This window comes from Caballeronia sp. LjRoot31 (genome assembly GCF_964253885.1).
Lineage (GTDB): Bacteria > Pseudomonadota > Gammaproteobacteria > Burkholderiales > Burkholderiaceae > Caballeronia.
The window spans coordinates 607,123-624,463 of sequence record NZ_CAXURX020000003.1; the positions used below are offsets into that span (position 1 = coordinate 607,123).

Below are 17,341 nucleotides of genomic sequence, written 5' to 3' on the forward strand. Positions count from 1 at the left end.
GAAAACATCATGAGCGAAGCAACATTGCCGAGCGCGCAGGATATCGAGGCGCGTTTGCGGCGCGGCCCGTTTCACGAATGGCTGGGTTTGAAGGTGGTATCGGTGAGCGAAGGCGAGATCGAGCTGCGTGCCACGTGGCGCGAAGAATGGGTCGTGAATTCCGACAAGGGCTACACGCACGGCGGCATTCTCGCCGCACTCGTGGACCTCGCGGCGGACTGGGCGCTGGTGTCGAAGACCGGACGGGGCGTGCCCACTATCGACCTTCGCGTGGATTATCATCGCGCCGCGTTTCAGGGCGACTTGACCGTGAAGGGCAAGGTGATCAAGTTCGGCTCGCAGGTCTCCGTGTCCGAAGCGCAGGTCTTCGACAAGGACGGCAAGCTCGTCGCCAGCGGCCGCGGCGTCTATTCAACGGCAACGGTAACCCCAACCCCCTGATGCTGAAGCTCGACCATCTCGTCATCAACACGCGTTTCGATACCGACGCTGCTCAGCGCACCTTCGAGCAACTCGGCTTCACGGTTGCGCCGCGCGGGTATCACACGCTAGGGTCGATCAATCACGCGATCGTGTTCGATGACCACTACCTTGAACTCATCGGCTTGCCTGCTGATGGCAAGACCGTGCGCGAGGAGATTGTGTCGAGTCCGCTGGGTCTCGACGGTCTCGTGTTCCGCATCGACGATCCGGCCGCGACCTTCAATACCTTGCAGCGTGCCGGTTTCCACGCGACGCCGCCGCAGACCTTCTCGCGGCCGGTCGAACTGGACGGCGAGCCCCCCGCCGATGCGCGGTTCACCACCGTGCGGCTGAAGCCAGGCCAGCTTGATGGAGGCCGCGTCTATTTCTGCCAGCACCTGACGCCCGAGCTCGTTTTCCGCAGCGAGTGGCAGAGCCATCCGAATGGCGCGGCGGGTTTGAGCGCGCTGCATCTGATCGATGTTGCGCCCGAACCGTATGTGCAACTCGGTGAGATCGAGCCGGGCTTCGAACTGGTGTACTGGACGCGTGCTGATTTCTACGCGCGTTTTGGCACGACTGCGCAGTACGTTGCCGCTCGCGGACCGCGTTATGCCGCGATCACGGTGCGTACGCCGGCCTGGCGCTCGGTGGGTGAGCGCGCGGACGCAGCGGGTTTCCCTGCGTCCGTCGAGATGCAAAGGGCGCTGGTCGCGCTGCCTCGCTTCGATACCTTGCTGGAATTCATACCATGACTTTTCCGACGAATCTCGGCGCGCTGATTGCACGCGGCGAGGGCGCCGATACACTCGCCATCATCGGCCTTGACGATGGTTTCAACGAGCGCCGATACACCTTCGCCGAACTCGATGCGCTCGCCGACGCAGTGGCCTATACGCTCGCCGCTCAGTACGCGCGAGGCGAGCGCATTGCATTGCTCGCGGCCAATTCAGCGGACTATGTCGCGACGATGCTGGGCATCATGCGCGCGGGGCTGGTCGCCGTGCCGGTCAACTATAAATTCCCACGCGCGCTGATTGCGGACGTGATCGCGGATAGCGGAGCGCGTCTCGTCTTCACAGATTCCCAGCGGGTAGGTGATGCGCCTGCGCCCCTGCCGCGCGTGGTGTTCGGTGGTCAAGAGGAAGCCCCTGGTGCGCAGGGATTTCAATCGTTTATTGCAGCGGAAAAATCGCACGGCCCGACCTTCGTGCCCGTTGTTCCACACGAAAACGAAGCCGCTTTGTTCCTCTATACATCGGGTTCCACGGGGCGGCCCAAGGGCGTCGTGCTTTCGCACGCGAGTCATCTCTGGGTGGTCGAGACGCGCTTGAAAGCGCAGCCACTGAGCGGTGAGCGTGTGCTGATCGCCGCGCCGCTTTACCACATGAACGCGCTCGCGCTGGTGCTCCTTGCGTTGGCTGCTCGCGCCACGACCGTGCTAATGCCCGCTTTCAATGCGCGCAATTACATTCGCGCTATCGATACTTATCGCTGCACGTGGCTCACTTCCGTGCCGCCGATGATCGCCATGATGATGCAGGAGCATGAACTGCTTGCGCGCACGGATTTGTCGTCGGTGCGTTATGTGCGGATGGGCTCGGCGCCGGTCAGCGGTGCGTTGCTCGAGCGGACTCACGCGCTGCTGCCGAACGCGACGGTCATCAACGCGTACGGTACGACCGAGGGTGGGCCGGTCGTGTTCGGACCGCATCCCGCAGGCTTGCCCACGCCGGCGCACGCGATCGGGGCGGCGCACCGCCAAGTCGAACTTCGTCTCATCGATACAAACGGCGAGCTCGCGAGCGAAGGTGAACTGGAGATGCGCAGCCCGGGCCTGATGAACGGTTATCACAATCGTCCGGACCTGACAACGCCGATCACGCCGGACGGCTTTTATCGCACCGGCGATGTATTCCGCCGCGACGAAAACGGCTTCTACTCGTTCATCGGACGACGCGACGACATGTTCGTTTCCGGTGGAGAAAACATCTTCCCGGGCGATGTAGAAAAGATGCTCGAGCGGCATCCGTCGATCCAGCAAGCGAGCGTGATTCCCGTCGACGATGCGATCAAGGGTACGAAACCCGTGGCCTTTGTCGTGCTGAAACCGGGGGCGCAATTGAGCGCGGAGGAGGTGAAGGCGTTCGCGCTGGAGCACGCACCGGCCTATCAGCATCCGCGGCAAGTCTGGTTCGTCGATGCGTTTCCGCTCGCGTCGACCAACAAGATCGACCGGGCGGTTTTAAAGCGCGAAGCGGCAAGGCGGCTGGCCGATGAAGGGAATCCTGAAAAGGATAGGGGACGCTGACTATCAAGTTATATCATCAGTTTTGATATATTTAAAATGAGTCACGCGCGGCGTCTGAACCATCCCGTGAGCGATAAACGGTCGCGCGTCGCGGGCAATACTTCGTGCAGCATGTCGGCGGATAAAAACACCGCGATCCGGTTGCCGACCGGCGCGATATCTCGCGTGCTCGAACCTTCCGGATGCAGCCTTAAAGCACCGCCGTGCTCGGGCAGCCAGTCCTCATTCAGATAGACGATCACGGATACGGTCCGACTGTCGTCGTGGCGAAACCGGTCACGGTGCTGCATGTATGAAGCGCCCGGTGCGTAGAACGCAAAGTGGCTTTCGTATTCATCGAGACCCAGGAACAGGCCGCGATTCAATGCGATGCGAAGGGTTTCCATGATCGCGAGATAACGGTCGCACGCGTCCGACTGACCCGCTTCCAGCCACCGGATCCGGTCGCCGCGCACGCCAGGTTGCAGCGAGCGCGCCGCGCCCTGGCTGACACGCGCCAGGGTCAGCTTCCCGGCCGCCGCGAGTGCCGCGCATTCCAGCGCCAGCGCGAGGGTCAGGTCCGGCGGCAGGAAAATGTCCTGCTCCGACCATCCATGTTCATGAACGGCATCGACAATATGACGATGCAGGTCATCTCCGGACGCATCGGAATGCGCCGGCGGTTGCGATCGGATCACTGCGGGTTCCTTCGAATGAAGGTGCTGGGTGGAAATTCGGGCGGCCGTCCGAGGCGAAGCTGGACCTAAGCGGGTATCGGATATGAGCGGGGTGGGGCTTTAATCTGAGCGGTAGATATTAACACCGGCTCCTGACTGTTCCAGTGACGCGGACTCGCGGTGCTCTGGCCGGTTGACCGGCGCCTCGTGCCGTTCAATCGCCCGTGAGCATCAACATTGCGATCGCCGTGGGCGAAGCGTATGGCGCCAAGGTGTTGCCCTGGGCTTTTGCGGTGATACTTGCGTTGGCTTTTCCAGCCGGATGTTTTGCTTTGCTTTGGTCAGCGGGTTTCCATCGATGATGCAGGCCTGTTGAGCGTTTGGTCGGCTCGCGCCGTGGGAGCCTTGATCGGTTCATCGGCGTAAGCGAAACCTGTTCGCTACACCAAAGGCAACCACACTTCCGTCCGAAGCGCTTCCGGAGGAGTGACTTCGGGCCGGTTCAGGTTGACCTCCAGCGGCGGTTCGTCGCGAAGCTGTTCGCCCGATGACGGCAGCCAGTCCCGATACGCCGCCTTCCACGTGCGATGCAACGTCGTATAAGGACCGACGTGGGTGAAAACCGCATAGCGGCCGCTTGCGATCGGTTGCCAGTTCAGCGTGCCGGAAAGCGCCAGGCCGTCCGGTTGCTTGCACTGCCCGCTGCCTGTGGCCATCGAATAACCGAACACCAGGCCCGCGACAAACCGGCAATGCGGATCGTCAGGACCTTTGGGGTCGTCGGGAACCACGCTCATGTAACTCGACACCTGATCGCGAAGGCCCGCGCCATTCACTACTTGCATCAGCTCGCCAAATGCCTGTTGCGCTGCCCGCATCATGTTGTTGTCGACCATGCCGCGCCCCGTGGCGGTCAGGGCGACGATGCCCTCGGGCAAGTGGGTTATTCGAGAGACTTGCATGACGGCGGCTCCTTTGAGAGCAGAGGGAAAATCGGGTTCACGACAATGTGTAAAAAGGTCGTTCCACGCGGGGACATTGCCTCGACGCACATCCGTCGGCGTGGTGTCGAGATCACGGCGCATTGCTTTGGCGAGTGCCTGTGCGGACTCGTAGCCCACCTTCGACGCAATATCCGATACCGCTTCATGGCCGCTGACCAGCAGCGCACAGGCGCGTCGAAGCCGCAGCAAGGTCACGTAGTTCGCCACCGTGCGGCCCGTATAAGCGCGGAACATCCGATGAAAATGATGGCGCGACATGGCAGCGCAATCGGCGAGGGTTTCGGCGGTTAGCGGTTCGTCGAGATGACTCTCTGCATGGGCCAGCGCGCGGGCAATCAAGTCAGCGTGGCGATCGGATGTCGGTCTGGAAATAGGCGGCGGCATGGACGCATTGTAGAAGGCGATGCTCGCGCGGCACGTGTCCCAGCGTGCTCGATGCGGGTCATTCGCGCCGGCACCGCAGGGCGGGTGATTCCCGTTGTCGAGGTCAGGACCAAGCGGATTTTCCCGGCGCGACGCGCCGCTGACCAAACCGAGGCAGCGGCTCAAATCCGAGCTACATCAAGCGCTTAGATGGTCGCCAGACACGTTATCCACAGGGTTCTCAACATAAACGGTGAATAACCCGCGCGGCCATTTCGCTTCATCGTCGCACGGCGTAAACACCTTCTGCCGCATTAAACCGGAATCGGAAAATGAACGCCCGCCCGTTGAGCCGCGTTCACGATATGCGCTTCAATTGCCCGCCCCGCGTGTTCGCTGTCGCGCGCCTTCAACGCTTCGACAATCGCCAGATGCTCGTGATACGTCGACAGCACCAGTTCTCGCCGATAAAACGGCAAACGCTGACTCTCTTTCATGATGTCGGCGCTGCCGCGCAGGATCGATTCAATGGCCGTATTCCCCGCGAGGCTCACGATGCGCATATGGAACGCGAAGTCGAGTTGCGCGGCATCGTCGAGTTCGGCGCAGGTCAGTGCGCTTTGCAGCGAGTCGAGATTGTCCTGCAGCCAGACGATGTCCGCGTCCCCAATAGCCGGCGCCGCCAGCCGCGCGACGAAACCCTCGAGCGCGAAGCGCATCTGGTAGGTATCGGGAAGCGACGCCTGATCGGCGAAACGCCAGGCGTGCGTGCCGGCCGCCTCGGCGCTGTTCACATACACGCCCTTGCCGGGACGAATAGTCAGCATCCCGAGCGCTTCCAGCGTGGACAGCGCTTCACGCAGCGAGGCACGGCTGATCGCCAGTTCCTCCGACAACTGCCGCTGCGCCGGCAGCAAACTTCCCACCGGATAAACGCTCGTCTCGATGCGCTCACGAATAGTCGCGATGGCGGCATCGGTCACGGTATGCGGAACATTTTTCATAGGACAGTTAAGAGTGGCGCGGTCTGACCGCCATTGTAGGCGCGACACCGCCGAAGCGTCTGCTCTGTCACGCCTTTTCCGCTTGAAAGCGCGCTGAAAACCCGGGTAAACCGGTATCAAACGGATCTTGACTCCACTATATCGGCTTTCTAATATTCCTCATCAGTAACTGGTCCGACCAGTCTGAACAGTTAGCATGATCACCATCCCGTGCCGTGCGACACCGAGGAGAAACATTGTGTTGAGATTTCTTAATTCCCTGTTTGGACGAGTCATGATCGCGCTGGTCGCGGGGATCGTGATCGGCGCGGTGTTTCCCCATTTTGCGCAAACGCTGAGGCCGCTCGGCGACGGTTTCCTCAAGCTCATCAAGATGGTGATCGGACCGATCGTGTTCTGCGTGGTCGTCTCGGGCATGGCAAGCGCGGGCAACTTGAAGAAAGTCGGGCGCGTCGGGCTGAAGTCAGTGGTCTATTTCGAGGTGATGACCACGCTCGCGCTCGTGATCGGCGCCTTGCTCGCGTATGCCACCCGGCCGGGCGTGGGCATGAATATCGACCTGCATACGCTCGACGCCGGTTCACTCGCCACCTACACCGAACACGCGAAAAGCCTGAAAGACACGGCCGGCTTCCTGCTCAAGATCATTCCCGATACCGCCACCGACGCCTTCGCGAAGGGCGACATCTTGCAGATACTCGTGTTCTCCGTGCTGTTCGGCGCAGCGCTCTCGCTGCTGGGCGAGAAGGCGCAACGCGTGACGAGTCTTATCGATGAACTCTCGCACGTGTTTTTTCGCATCATGGGTTTCATCATCAAGCTCGCGCCGCTCGGCGTGCTCGGCGCGATTGCGTTCACGACCGGGACCTATGGCGTCGAGTCGCTGAAGCAACTCGGCATGCTGGTGATCGTGTTCTATGCGAGTTGCCTGCTCTTCGTCTTCGTCGTGCTCGGCGTGGTGATGCGGCTCACCGGTTTCAGCATCTTCAAGCTCGTGCGGTATCTGCGCGAGGAACTGCTGATCGTGCTCGGCACCGCTTCGTCAGACGCCGTGCTACCGCAGATCATGCGCAAGCTCGAATGGATGGGCGTGAAGGATTCCACCGTCGGCCTCGTGATCCCGACCGGTTACTCGTTCAACCTCGACGGCTTCTCGATCTATCTCACGCTCGCCGTGATTTTCATCGCACAGGCCACCAATACGCCGCTGTCGATCCACGACCTGATAATAGTCGTTCTGGTGTCGCTGGTGACGTCGAAGGGCGCGCATGGCATTCCTGGTTCAGCCATCGTGATCCTTGCCGCCACGCTTTCTGCGATTCCCGCCATTCCCGTGCTCGGCCTCGTGTTGATCCTGCCGGTGGACTGGTTCGTGGGTATTGCGCGTGCTGTCACCAACCTGATCGGCAACTGCGTCGCGACGGTGGTCGTGGCCGTGTGGGAAAAGGATATTGACCGCGTTCGCGCCACACGTGTACTCAATCAGGATACCGAACTTCTTTTCGTCCCAGCCGATCACGCCGGCACAAGTCACGGCCACGAACCCGCACACGCTCTCTGAGCGCGCTCTTCATCGCCATCTTCTGAATCGTTAAAAAAGGAAACCACCTCATGGCCAGCCCCGTTCTCGACCCCAACGCTCCGGCATTTACCCGCCGCTTCATGAATCTCGCCGATCCGCGTCTCGGCGCCACAGCGCTCTTCGCCAGCGATGAATTCTTCGCGCCCAAGGAGCGCATGCTCGACCCGCAGCCGGCGGTTTTCATCCCGGGCAAATACGATGACAACGGCAAGTGGATGGACGGCTGGGAAACGCGCCGCAAGCGCACCACCGGTTACGACTTCTGCATCGTCAAGCTGGCGCGGCCGGGCACCATTCACGGCATCGACCTGGATACGAGCCACTTCACCGGCAACTTTCCGCCGGCAGCGTCAATCGATGCCTGCACGAGCGACAGCGCCACGCCGCAAGACGACGCCGACTGGCGCGAGATCGTGCCGGCGACCACGCTGCAGGGCAACCAGCATCACTATCTTTCCATCGCCGATACCCGCGCCTATACGCACCTGCGCGTGAATATCTACCCCGATGGCGGTATCGCGCGTTTGCGTGTGTATGGTCAGCCGAAGGTGGACTGGACGCGCGTTGAACGCGGGTCGCGAGTGGACCTTGCGGCTATCGAAAATGGCGCTTATCTGGTGGCGGCGAACAACCAGCATTTCGGACCGGCATCGCAAATGCTGATGCCAGGACGCGGCGTGGACATGGGCGACGGCTGGGAGACGCGGCGTCGTCGTGAGCCCGGCAACGACTGGGCGATCGTGGCGCTGGCGCACCCCGGCGTGATCCATGCTATCGAAGTCGATACTGCCCACTTCAAAGGCAATTTCCCCGATGGCTGTTCGTTGCAGGCAGCGCGTGTGACCGGCGGCACGGATGAATCGCTCGTCACCCAGGCCATGTTCTGGCCAGTATTGCTGCCGCAACAAAAGCTGTCGGCGAACAATATCCATCGATTCGAAAGTGAAGTGGCGGCTCTTGGACCTGTCACGCACGTTCGTTTCAACATGTTCCCGGACGGCGGCGTGTCGCGCTTGCGCCTGTTCGGTGCGATCGAGTAAGCAGCCATGCGTACGCTTACGCTCGAACCCCTGACGCGCTCGGCGTTCGAGCCCTTCGGCGATGTAATCGAACTCGACGGCGCGCAGCATTTTCCGATCAACGGCGGCACGACCGAGCGCTTTCACGACCTGGCGAGCGTGGATGTTGGCGCGCACGAGGGAGGCCGGCCGCTCATCAATGTGTTCCGGGGTCAGCCGCGTGCGCAACCCATCGAGATATCGATGATGGAGCGTCACCCGTTGGGCAGCCAGGCCTTCCTGCCGCTTGGCGCGGTGTCGTATCTGGTGGTGGTCGCGCCGGCAGGTGAATTCGATGCATCAAGACTGCGGGCATTTTTCACGCGCGGCTGGCAGGGCGTGAATTATGCGCGAGGCGTCTGGCATCATCCGCTGATCGTGCTGGATGTTGCTGCGGACTTTATCGTAGTGGATCGTGGCGGGAAGGAGGAAAATTGTGAGGAAACCTATCTATTGGAGAGTCTGCGACTAGTAGAAGGTGATCTTGTTTATTCGTCAGCCGCGTGAAGGCTGATAACCGGGCCATGCTGTTTTTGTTCGCGTATAGCGCGGCATCACGGCCCGGCTTCAAATCCACGATGTTGCCCGTGTCCGGGAGCCAATAAGCGCAGCGCTATAAAAACTAGGGCTATGTCACGGCAACCATGCCTTCTTGCCCGGCGTCCCGGCCCGACACGCTCGGTGCCGGACTGGCGCACACCCGATTACGCCCGGCGTTTTTCGCGCGATACAACTGCGCATCGGCGGCGCCCACCAGGCTTTCCTCGGTCACGAGACCTGAACCTGATTCCCCAGCGCAATTCACAGCCACTACACCGAAGCTCGCGGTAGACCGCACTTCGCGGCCATCCCACGCGCGCGTGGCCGTCAGCTCGAACGACTGGCGTATTCGCTCGGCGAGCACCGTCGCGCCGGCGAGATCCGTTTGTGGAAGCAGCAGCAGGAATTCCTCGCCGCCATAGCGAATCACGCTGTCGACCTGATGCCGCGTGTGCGCAAGCAGCATGGCGGCGAAGGTCCGCAAGACTGCGTCGCCCGCGGGGTGCCCGTAGGTATCGTTGATCTGCTTGAAGTGGTCGATGTCGCACAGGATGACCGCGAGCTTGAGCTTGTACCGGCGGGTGCGCTGAAGCTCGGCGTCGAATAACACATCGGTCAGATACCGCCGGTTGAAGCAGCCGGTGAGATAGTCGCGCACAGAGAGGTTGCGCAACATGGCGTGCTGGCAGAACTCGTCGCGGACAAGACGATTGTGGCGGCGAGCCATCACATAACCGAGGGCGTTGGTGAAGACCAGGAGCATCGACGACGTCAGCAACGCCGACGAGTCCAGCACCTTCGACGCCGCGGAGATGGCGATAAATCCGCCCGTTGCAGCCAGTGCAATGAGCAAAGCCCAGATCAGCTTGTTCGGGATGAAGTTATAAACCACGATCAGCATGATGCCCATGGACATGCAGTGCACCGTCATTCCGGTCGGACGAAGCCATGTGATTGCCATGAAGGCGGCAAAGCCGACCACTTCGACCGCGCTCGCAGCCATGCGCAGGGAGGTGACCGAAACCTGCCGCAAGCCTGCGATGCGCAAGCTCACCACGCACGTCAACGCGACGCAGCAACGGGCCAGGAACAGCACAAGGGTCGTGCGGGAGTAGCCCAGGGCGCTTACGTCGGTTATCGCGAAAGCGACGTAGAACAAGCTGCAAAAGACGAGCGCCCGCACGAGGGCAGCATGGTTTGCGCTCCGGTGATGGCGCTGAAACTCCTGTTCCACCGACGGGTCTTCGAACTCGGACCACAGGCGGTCAAGTCTGAAATTCGTCTCGGTGTCAAACCGTGAAATTTCGCTCAGTTCTGCCATCGCTCGCCATGTCGGATGTCGCGGTTGGGGCAACATCATAAGTCATTTCGATGTTCGACCCGACGGGCCGGCATTCCCAACCCCGCCCCTTGATTTGCAGCGAGCCCAGCCAGCGTGTCACGCAACCACACGTGCGCCGGATCGGCCTGACTGCGAGGCGGCCACACCGCAAACGGCGTAAAACCGCGCGCCTCGAACGGCAGTTCGAAGATATCGAGCCGTTCGCGATAACGCTCGGCAAAGCGGACGGGCGGCGTCGAAATCCGTACGCCCGCTCCGGCAGCGCCGGTAGCTGGTATGCGGTGACTCGCCGCAAGCGCGGGCGTAGGACGGGAGCGCGACGGCGCCGTTTAGTACAGGTCGGTCTTGAGGCGTCCAGGCAATGCGCGATCGTAGGCGTTGCCGTCGAAACTGGCATCGCTTACGTTCTGCAGCATGGCGCCGGCTGAGGGCAAGCTCGAGCGGTCGACGTATTTCTCACCGTTCCACAAGTCCGATCTCACGACCGCCTTCGAACAATGGAAATACACAGACTCCACATGCACGAGGATCACCGTGCGCGGCGGTTTGCCGTTGACGCTGAATGAGGCGAGCAGTTCGCTGTCGTCGGCAATCGATGCACGGCCGTTCACGCGCATCATTTCTCCCACGCCCGGCACAAGAAACAGCAAGGCCACACGCGGGTCGTGCACGAGGTTCCTGAGTGTATCGATACGGTTATTGCCTGGGCGGTCGGGAATGGCGAGCGTATGGGCATCGACGATACGAACGAAGCCCATTGCATCACCTTTGGGCGAGCAGTCGAGGCCGTCCTCTCCCGCCGACGCCAGCATCACGAACGGCGACGCAACGATGAACGCCGCGTAGTCTTCGCTGATGAACGAAATTTCCTTGCGCACCGAACGCTCGTTCGGCTTGCCGTAGATATCTTCCAGTTGCTCGACGCTAGTCAACATGCTTCGCTCCTTCAATGACCGGGGTTCAGCCCATACATTAGCAGGCCGGCTCAATGCGGCGTGACAGGATCGAGTCCCGTTTGCGTGACGACCGGCGCCGCTTCCGGCGAGGCGAGATAGTCGAGCAGCGCTTTCGCTCCTGCCGGATGTCGTGCGCCCACCGGAATGCCGGCCGCAAATCGCGTAATCGAATGCACGGAAAAAGACTGGATAAGTCGATAACGTTTGCGCAGGCAAAATTTAAACGCATTAACGGTAATGGCCGCTAGTGAACACCCGTCTTATTCAGCGCAGAAAGATGCGCAAACGATTACGGATTTCGCCTGACAATTAACTTACCGCGAAAGTAAACACTTTACTTCAACGTCCTTGGGATGCATCCCGGGGCTGTGTGGGCGAATTGTTAAATACTGAAAAGTACGTCAAATAGTGCAGTGATTGGCGGTAGAGTGCGTCATCGAAAGACATTTTTCGGTTTGTCCTTCGGTCAATAATATCAGTGGGAAAAAACATGCCCGGCGCCACACGCCAAAGGGATGAGTGCCCATGAAGGCGAACCGTATTATGTAGTGCTGAGAGGCGGGTTCGCCGCGCACAAGACGTCAGTTTTCGGGGATATCAATGGATACTAAAACGCCATACCAAGGAAATCGTGCGTCGATAATAATCGACGCGGAAATAGTGCATATTGAAGCGATCATGTCGCGTTGTCTCGCGATGGGAGCCGATGGCGCGATTTTTCACGCGAACTATTGGCGCAACCGTTTATTGACGTTGCGGGATTCTGGTCTGAGCCATATACAGAACGTCGCGGTGCAATCGCTTTTAGGCGATCTCGTGGCGTGCTGCTAGACCGATCGCTGGAGACAGGTCGGAATGAATCAACTGAATCCAGCTCGTTCTACAGCGCGTTCATGTCAGCCAACAGGACCGGACCAGGGTGCTTTGAATGTTGAATAAATCCAGCGGCGGCCCGCTTGCGTGGAAGTCGAAAATCCAGCCGGGGCAGCCGGCCGACAGCTTGCGTTATGTGACGCTGGATCTCGCGTCTGATTCGCATGCTCGTGCGGCAATCGAGGCTTATGCCGATTCATGCGCGGCCGAGCTGCCGTGGTTGGCGGATATTTTGCGAGCACGACTGGAGAGATTAAATAGTTCGGTGGACCGCGCTCAGGATCGGTTTGCTGGACTTCAGGCCGGACTTCAAGCCGGACTTCAGGAAGATGAGACCGCCCCAATGCCGCTGACTCATTGCGCACAGACGGCGCGGCGTTTGATGGCATTCGCGTGCATGTGCGCACGCACGCGTGAGGATTACTCGGATGCGGCGTGGGATCACGTCATGAAAAGCTTTGACCGGATGCTGATTCAAATGCGGTGATTCCGCATAAAAAAGTATAATAAAAATACAAAATAATCTGCCACCGGCATTCGGCGCCCAAGCAAATAAATGACATGGCCGTCTTGACTATTTAACGGGATATCAGGCAATGCGGATTTGCGTGCTGGACGACGACCTGAGCCAGACGGCGTTCGTGGCTCAGACACTGACTGCGGCCGGGCACTTCTGCCAGGTTTTTACGGATGGCAAGAGCCTGATCCATGAGCTGAGGCGTCAGCCGTACGACCTGCTGCTGCTCGACTGGAACATGCCGGAAATGCCGGGCGACGTCGTGCTGAAATGGGTCAGGCAAAACCTCACCACGAACCTGCCGGTTCTCTTCCTGACGAGCCGCAGTGTTGAAAGCGACATTGTCCAGATGCTCAACGCCGGCGCCGACGACTACATCCTCAAGCCAGTGTCGCGAGCCGTGTTGCTCGCTCGTGTCGAAGCGTTGCTGCGGCGGATCTACATGCTTCAGAACGAGGTGACCCAGGAAACCTACGGCATCTATCGATTCGATCTGACCGACCAGATCGCACTGGTCAGCGAAGTGCCGGCCGCGCTGACGCAGAAGGAATTCGAGCTTGCGCTGCTGCTCTTTCGCAACCTGTCGCGGCCGCTGTCACGCACCCATATCCGCGAATCGGTGTGGCGGCAGGACGTGGATATCCCGTCGCGCACGATCGATACACATGTGTCGCAGATTCGCTCCAAGCTGGTGTTGCGGCCGCAAAACGGTTACCGCATAACACCCATCTATAGCTACGGCTACCGGCTGGAAAAAGTGGGGAATGAAGCGCCGTGAACGGGATCAATAAAAACAGGCGGGGCCGGGTGGCGCATCAGCGTCTGCGCTCGAGGCTGGACGCTGCAATGGCGGTGGCCGGTGTCATGGTCACTGTCTGTTCGATCCAGCCGGCCTACGCCAAACGCGTGCCGCAGCAGGACATGACGCCCTATGTGGTGCGCGCGGACGATTCGCTCTACACGCTGGCGGACCGCTACATGCAGAGTCCTGCCGACTGGCGGTTGTTGCGCGCCATCAATCACGTGGCGAACCCGCGGCGCCTGCAGGTCAACGCCCATCTCTCGATGCCCACTTCGCGGCTCAGGCAGACACTGCTGACGGCCAGAGTGGTGGCGGTGCGCGGCAGTGTCGACAAGCTCGGCACCGCGGGCGCGCCACCCATGCCGGTGAGCGCGGGGACGCTGCTGATGGAAGGCGACGAAATCAGCACCGGCCGTGACGCGTTTGTTTCCATGCTGCTACCCGACGGCTCGCATGTCGTCCTGCCGTCGAGCAGTCAGATCCGGATCGGACGTTTGCGGACCACGTTGCTGACCGGCGCGGTCGACCGGCAGTTCGACCTGAAGCAAGGTGAGGTCGCGACCGACGTCACGCCGTTCAAGAATCCACGCGATTCGTTCCGGGTCATTACGCCGTCGGTGGTGGCAGGCGTGCGCGGCACGCGTTTCCGGGTGAATTACCTGGCGACGCAGGATGCGACTAGCGTCGAGGTGCTGGCGGGCAAGATCGGCGTGGATGGAGCGGGGCCTGACGGAGCGGCCAACCGCACGGCCGCCCCGCAGCCGATCCAGGGCGGTGCGCAGACGCTCGTGCTGGCCGGCTACGGCAACCTGACGCGCACGGGCGATGCCGCCGGCGCGTCGGTGCGGCTGCTTGATCCGCCGGAGATTGCCGATCCGGGCAAGTTGCAGAATGCCCCCCAGGTCGCCTTCGACCTGACGCCGGTAGACGGCGCCGGCGCGTACCGTACGGAGATCGCGACCGATGCCGACTTCCTCGACCTGCTTCGCGATCAGCGCACGACAGGCCTGCACGCGGCGTTCGACAACATCCCGGACGGCAACTATTTCGTGCGCGTCTCGGCCACGGATACGCACGGCATCGACGGCTTGCCGCAAGTGTTCACGTTCAGCCGTCATCTCGATACCACCAACGCGGCGGCTACGCCCATCGAAGGTAATGGCTACGCATTCCGCTGGCATGTCGATGGCGAGGCGAACGGCGCGCGGTATCGGTTCATCCTGTCGAGTCATGCGGACCTGAGCGCGCCGCTTATCGACTTGCTCGACGTGTCGGGCGGCGAGATGTCGGTGGCGCATCTGAGCCCAGGCAAGTACTACTGGACGATCGTTGTCGATACCTTCGAGAACGGCCGGCTCTTGTCGATCCCGAGCGAAATCCGGTCGTTCACTCAAACGCGGTAGGCGCGACCCATGCCGTGGCGCTTCCCCTTCCACAACCGGCGCTGGGCGGGGCCGTCGATCGGCAAGCGCTTCTTCCTGGAATGGACGCTGATCGGCGTGGTGGGCGTGGCTGCAGTGCTCTTCGGCGTGGCGAGCCCGCTGACGGAACGCGCCAGTTTCCTGTTCTACGACCAACTGTTGTTGCACGCGGCGAGCCATCCGTCGGGCGGCATTGTGATTGTCGCGATCGACGACGAGAGCATTGCGGAACTCGGGCGCTGGCCGTGGCCGCGCGAGACCCACGCGGCGCTGTTGACGCAACTCGCGAAGGCGAAACCGGCGGGCGTCGCGTATGACGTGCTGTTCACCGAACCCTCTCCCGGCGACGCCGCCTTCGCCGAGGCAATGAAACATGTGCCGACCTATCTGCCGCTGCTCGTCGACCAGCTGCCCGTCAACCAGAACGCGCCCGCCGCGGTCGAACCCGTTCCGGTGTTGCGCGAGGCGGCGGCGGGCATGGGCCATATCGATCTGGAAGTGAATCACGACGGTATCGTGCGCAGCGTCTCGCTGTTCGAAGGCAGCGGCAAGGATTGGTGGCCGAGCATCACGGTACCGGTGTATCAGGCGTTGCGGGGGCCGGACGCCGTGTTGCCCGGGACTGGACGATCTGCTGTGGACGCCCAGTTCGCGGCGTCGGGACCGGCGGGCGCGGGCGACCTGAAGCGCGCGCACCGGATGATGATTCCGTTTTCGCGCACGTCGCTGGATTATCCGCGGGTGTCGTTCGCGGCCGCGATGCAGGGCGAGGTCCCGCCTGAATTCTTCGCGGGCAAGATCGTGCTGGTCGGCGCAACGGCGGCCGGCCTGCGCGACCGCTTTGCCACGCCGATCTCGGGCGAAGTGGGCGAACTGCCGGGTGTTGATATCTACGCGACCATCCTCGACGCGTTGTTTGACGGTCGCGCCATTGAACCGATAGGCGACAAGGCGGCCGGCTGGGCGAGTCTCGTGCCGGTCGGCATCTTGCTTGCGGGCCTGCTGGTGGTGTCGCCGTTGCAGTCGCTCATGCTGACGATCGCACTAGCCTGCGCGAGCCTGATTGCGAGCGCCTGCATGGTGTATCTGCGCTCGCGCTGGCTCTCGCCGGTGCCGGCGCTCGGCGGCCTGGCGCTGATCTATTTGCTGTGGAGCTGGCGGCGTCTCGAAGTCGCGATGTCGTATCTCGGACAGGAACTGCGTCTGCTTGCCGCCGAGCCGAATCTGCTGGCCGATCTCCAACCCAAACCGCAGGGCACGGCGGGCGACGTGCTCGAGCGCCTGATCGCTCTCACGCGCCAGGCCGTGCAGCGCCAGCGCAATATGCGGCAGTTCATCTGGGACAGCCTGAACAGCTTGCCCGAGCCGATCATGGTCTGCGATCGCGACGGCCGCATCCTGATGGTCAATGATCCCGCACGGCTGCATTTTGGTCCGTTGCAGTTCACTGACCTGTCGATCACGCAGCTCTTCGGCGAGTTCCATTTCGTGCGTCTCGTCGACGAAGACAGCAGCGGCGCGCTGCCGACCGGCATGCAATGGCCGGCGATGCTCGACCCGCGCGTCGAGCGTCACACCGCCGTGATGATGCACGGCATTGAAGTGCGCGACCGCTACGGCCGCGATCACATGCTGCGGTATGCGCCCTGCACGACCAGCACGGGTGAGTCGCTCGGGTGGATCGCGAGCTGGGTCGATATCACCGCGCTGCACGCTTCCGAGCGGCAGCGCGACGACATGCTGCATCTGCTGTCGCACGACATGCGCTCGCCGCAGGCGTCCATTCTTGCGTTGCTCGACACCGAGCGGCCGCACATCGACTCGAAGCCGGCGATGGAGTTAATGGAGCGCGTCGAACGCTACGCGCGGCGCACGCTCGCACTGGCCGATGATTTTGTGCAGCTTGCCCGCGCCGAGTCGCAGCACTACAGCCTCGAACTGCTGAACCTGCATGAACTCGCGATCGACGCCAGCGACGAAATCTGGCCGCTCGCGAACGCGAAGGACATCGAGGTACGTTGCGAGAGCAAAGGGCAGGCCTTCTGGGTTTTGGCGGACCGGTCGCTGATGACGCGCGCGCTTATCAATCTGCTCAGCAATGCGGTGAAATACAGCCCGCCTGGCACGTGCGTCGACTGTGTCGTCACGGAGATGCCCGGCGCGATCGTGTGTATGGTGCGGGACGCGGGTTACGGTATTGCGCTTGAGCAGCAGGCGCATTTGTTCGAACGCTTCCGGCGCTTTCATCTCGATGGCCAGCCGCCGAGCGACGGAACCGGGCTGGGGATGGCGTTCGTCAAAACGGTGGTCAGCCGCCACGCGGGGGAGATCGCCATTCAAAGCGCGCCGGATCGGGGGACGACGGTGACGATCACCTTGAGCTCACAGACAATCGAACCACGCGAAGCGGGCGACGAACAATCCGCTGCGCAGAAGCAATAAACGTTTTT

The 17,341-nt window shown here is 61.4% G+C and carries 15 protein-coding genes and 1 pseudogene; 10 read left to right on the forward strand and 6 right to left on the reverse strand.

The genetic code is table 11. From position 1 onward, the window contains the following. Window positions 1-9 precede the first annotated feature (9 nt). Genes ACSQ8V_RS31490 through ACSQ8V_RS31500 form a run of 3 tightly spaced genes read left to right on the forward strand, consistent with a single transcriptional unit; the run spans window position 10 to window position 2,773 of the window. Window positions 10-441: a PaaI family thioesterase gene (locus ACSQ8V_RS31490; RefSeq protein ID WP_436208401.1), complete on the forward strand. Its 432-nt coding sequence runs from the start codon at window positions 10-12 to the stop codon at window positions 439-441. Continuing rightward, window positions 441-1,217, forward strand: coding sequence for a VOC family protein (locus ACSQ8V_RS31495; protein WP_436208402.1), 777 nt, complete (start codon window positions 441-443; stop codon window positions 1,215-1,217). The genes ACSQ8V_RS31490 and ACSQ8V_RS31495 overlap by 1 nt, the downstream gene beginning before the upstream one ends. Next, entirely contained in the window at window positions 1,214-2,773 is a 1,560-nt protein-coding gene (locus tag ACSQ8V_RS31500) for a class I adenylate-forming enzyme family protein (RefSeq protein WP_436208403.1), read from the forward strand. The genes ACSQ8V_RS31495 and ACSQ8V_RS31500 overlap by 4 nt, the downstream gene beginning before the upstream one ends. A 41-nt stretch (window positions 2,774-2,814) precedes the next feature. On the opposite strand, the gene ACSQ8V_RS31505 is transcribed toward ACSQ8V_RS31500, so the two are convergent. From ACSQ8V_RS31505 to ACSQ8V_RS31515, 3 genes are all read right to left on the reverse strand, one after another. Beyond that, entirely contained in the window at window positions 2,815-3,450 is a 636-nt protein-coding gene (locus ACSQ8V_RS31505; protein ID WP_436208404.1) for a 2OG-Fe(II) oxygenase, read from the reverse strand. Window positions 3,451-3,869: 419 nt separating this feature from the next. After that, entirely contained in the window at window positions 3,870-4,982 is a 1,113-nt protein-coding gene (locus tag ACSQ8V_RS31510) for an AraC family transcriptional regulator (RefSeq protein WP_436208405.1), read from the reverse strand. A gap of 128 nt (window positions 4,983-5,110) precedes the next feature. After that, complete coding sequence (locus ACSQ8V_RS31515; RefSeq protein ID WP_436208406.1) at window positions 5,111-5,800, reverse strand: FadR/GntR family transcriptional regulator; 690 nt, start codon at window positions 5,798-5,800, stop codon at window positions 5,111-5,113. A 238-nt stretch (window positions 5,801-6,038) separates the two neighbouring features. Here ACSQ8V_RS31515 and ACSQ8V_RS31520 point away from each other — a divergent pair, with 238 nt between their 5' ends. The 3 genes from ACSQ8V_RS31520 to ACSQ8V_RS31530 are packed head-to-tail and all read left to right on the forward strand — an operon-like array spanning window position 6,039 to window position 8,947. Continuing rightward, complete coding sequence (locus ACSQ8V_RS31520) at window positions 6,039-7,361, forward strand: C4-dicarboxylate transporter DctA (protein ID WP_436208407.1); 1,323 nt, start codon at window positions 6,039-6,041, stop codon at window positions 7,359-7,361. A gap of 50 nt (window positions 7,362-7,411) precedes the next feature. Next, window positions 7,412-8,422: an allantoicase gene (gene alc / locus ACSQ8V_RS31525; RefSeq protein ID WP_436208408.1), complete on the forward strand. Its 1,011-nt coding sequence runs from the start codon at window positions 7,412-7,414 to the stop codon at window positions 8,420-8,422. Window positions 8,423-8,428: 6 nt separating this feature from the next. Next, window positions 8,429-8,947: an ureidoglycolate lyase gene (locus tag ACSQ8V_RS31530; RefSeq protein ID WP_436208409.1), complete on the forward strand. Its 519-nt coding sequence runs from the start codon at window positions 8,429-8,431 to the stop codon at window positions 8,945-8,947. A gap of 121 nt (window positions 8,948-9,068) precedes the next feature. On the opposite strand, the gene ACSQ8V_RS31535 is transcribed toward ACSQ8V_RS31530, so the two are convergent. The 3 genes and pseudogenes from ACSQ8V_RS31535 to ACSQ8V_RS31545 all read right to left on the reverse strand — a co-directional run. Next, window positions 9,069-10,301: a diguanylate cyclase gene (locus tag ACSQ8V_RS31535; RefSeq protein ID WP_436208410.1), complete on the reverse strand. Its 1,233-nt coding sequence runs from the start codon at window positions 10,299-10,301 to the stop codon at window positions 9,069-9,071. A 350-nt stretch (window positions 10,302-10,651) separates the two neighbouring features. Next, on the reverse strand, window positions 10,652-11,257 hold the full coding sequence (locus ACSQ8V_RS31540) for a pyridoxamine 5'-phosphate oxidase family protein (protein ID WP_436208411.1): 606 nt from the start codon (window positions 11,255-11,257) through the stop codon (window positions 10,652-10,654). A 50-nt stretch (window positions 11,258-11,307) separates the two neighbouring features. After that, window positions 11,308-11,457 (reverse strand): annotated as a pseudogene (locus tag ACSQ8V_RS31545) (substrate-binding domain-containing protein); the annotation flags it as partial. 749 nt (window positions 11,458-12,206) lie between these two features. Between ACSQ8V_RS31545 and ACSQ8V_RS31550 the strand changes: the two are divergent. The 4 genes from ACSQ8V_RS31550 (at window position 12,207) to ACSQ8V_RS31565 (ending at window position 17,333) form a co-directional block, all read left to right on the forward strand. Continuing rightward, on the forward strand, window positions 12,207-12,638 hold the full coding sequence (locus tag ACSQ8V_RS31550) for a hypothetical protein (RefSeq protein ID WP_436208412.1): 432 nt from the start codon (window positions 12,207-12,209) through the stop codon (window positions 12,636-12,638). A 109-nt stretch (window positions 12,639-12,747) separates the two neighbouring features. Then, window positions 12,748-13,446 (forward strand): response regulator transcription factor, encoded by a 699-nt coding sequence (locus ACSQ8V_RS31555; protein WP_213767519.1) that lies wholly within the window; start codon window positions 12,748-12,750, stop codon window positions 13,444-13,446. Next, entirely contained in the window at window positions 13,443-14,873 is a 1,431-nt protein-coding gene (locus ACSQ8V_RS31560; protein ID WP_436208413.1) for a FecR domain-containing protein, read from the forward strand. Before ACSQ8V_RS31555 ends, ACSQ8V_RS31560 begins: the two co-directional genes overlap by 4 nt. 9 nt (window positions 14,874-14,882) lie before the next feature. Continuing rightward, on the forward strand, window positions 14,883-17,333 hold the full coding sequence (locus tag ACSQ8V_RS31565; RefSeq protein ID WP_436208414.1) for a CHASE2 domain-containing protein: 2,451 nt from the start codon (window positions 14,883-14,885) through the stop codon (window positions 17,331-17,333). Window positions 17,334-17,341: the final 8 nt, after the last annotated feature.

Coding starts and splice junctions, on each gene's coding strand:
- ACSQ8V_RS31490 (WP_436208401.1), top strand. CDS start 10: ATGAGCGAAGCAACATTGCCGAGCGCGCAGGATATCGAGGCGCGTTTG.
- ACSQ8V_RS31495 (WP_436208402.1), top strand. CDS start 441: ATGCTGAAGCTCGACCATCTCGTCATCAACACGCGTTTCGATACCGAC.
- ACSQ8V_RS31500 (WP_436208403.1), top strand. CDS start 1,214: ATGACTTTTCCGACGAATCTCGGCGCGCTGATTGCACGCGGCGAGGGC.
- ACSQ8V_RS31515 (WP_436208406.1), bottom strand. CDS start 5,800: ATGAAAAATGTTCCGCATACCGTGACCGATGCCGCCATCGCGACTATT.
- alc (WP_436208408.1), top strand. CDS start 7,412: ATGGCCAGCCCCGTTCTCGACCCCAACGCTCCGGCATTTACCCGCCGC.
- ACSQ8V_RS31530 (WP_436208409.1), top strand. CDS start 8,429: ATGCGTACGCTTACGCTCGAACCCCTGACGCGCTCGGCGTTCGAGCCC.
- ACSQ8V_RS31535 (WP_436208410.1), bottom strand. CDS start 10,301: ATGGCAGAACTGAGCGAAATTTCACGGTTTGACACCGAGACGAATTTC.
- ACSQ8V_RS31540 (WP_436208411.1), bottom strand. CDS start 11,257: ATGTTGACTAGCGTCGAGCAACTGGAAGATATCTACGGCAAGCCGAAC.
- ACSQ8V_RS31550 (WP_436208412.1), top strand. CDS start 12,207: ATGTTGAATAAATCCAGCGGCGGCCCGCTTGCGTGGAAGTCGAAAATC.
- ACSQ8V_RS31555 (WP_213767519.1), top strand. CDS start 12,748: ATGCGGATTTGCGTGCTGGACGACGACCTGAGCCAGACGGCGTTCGTG.
- ACSQ8V_RS31565 (WP_436208414.1), top strand. CDS start 14,883: ATGCCGTGGCGCTTCCCCTTCCACAACCGGCGCTGGGCGGGGCCGTCG.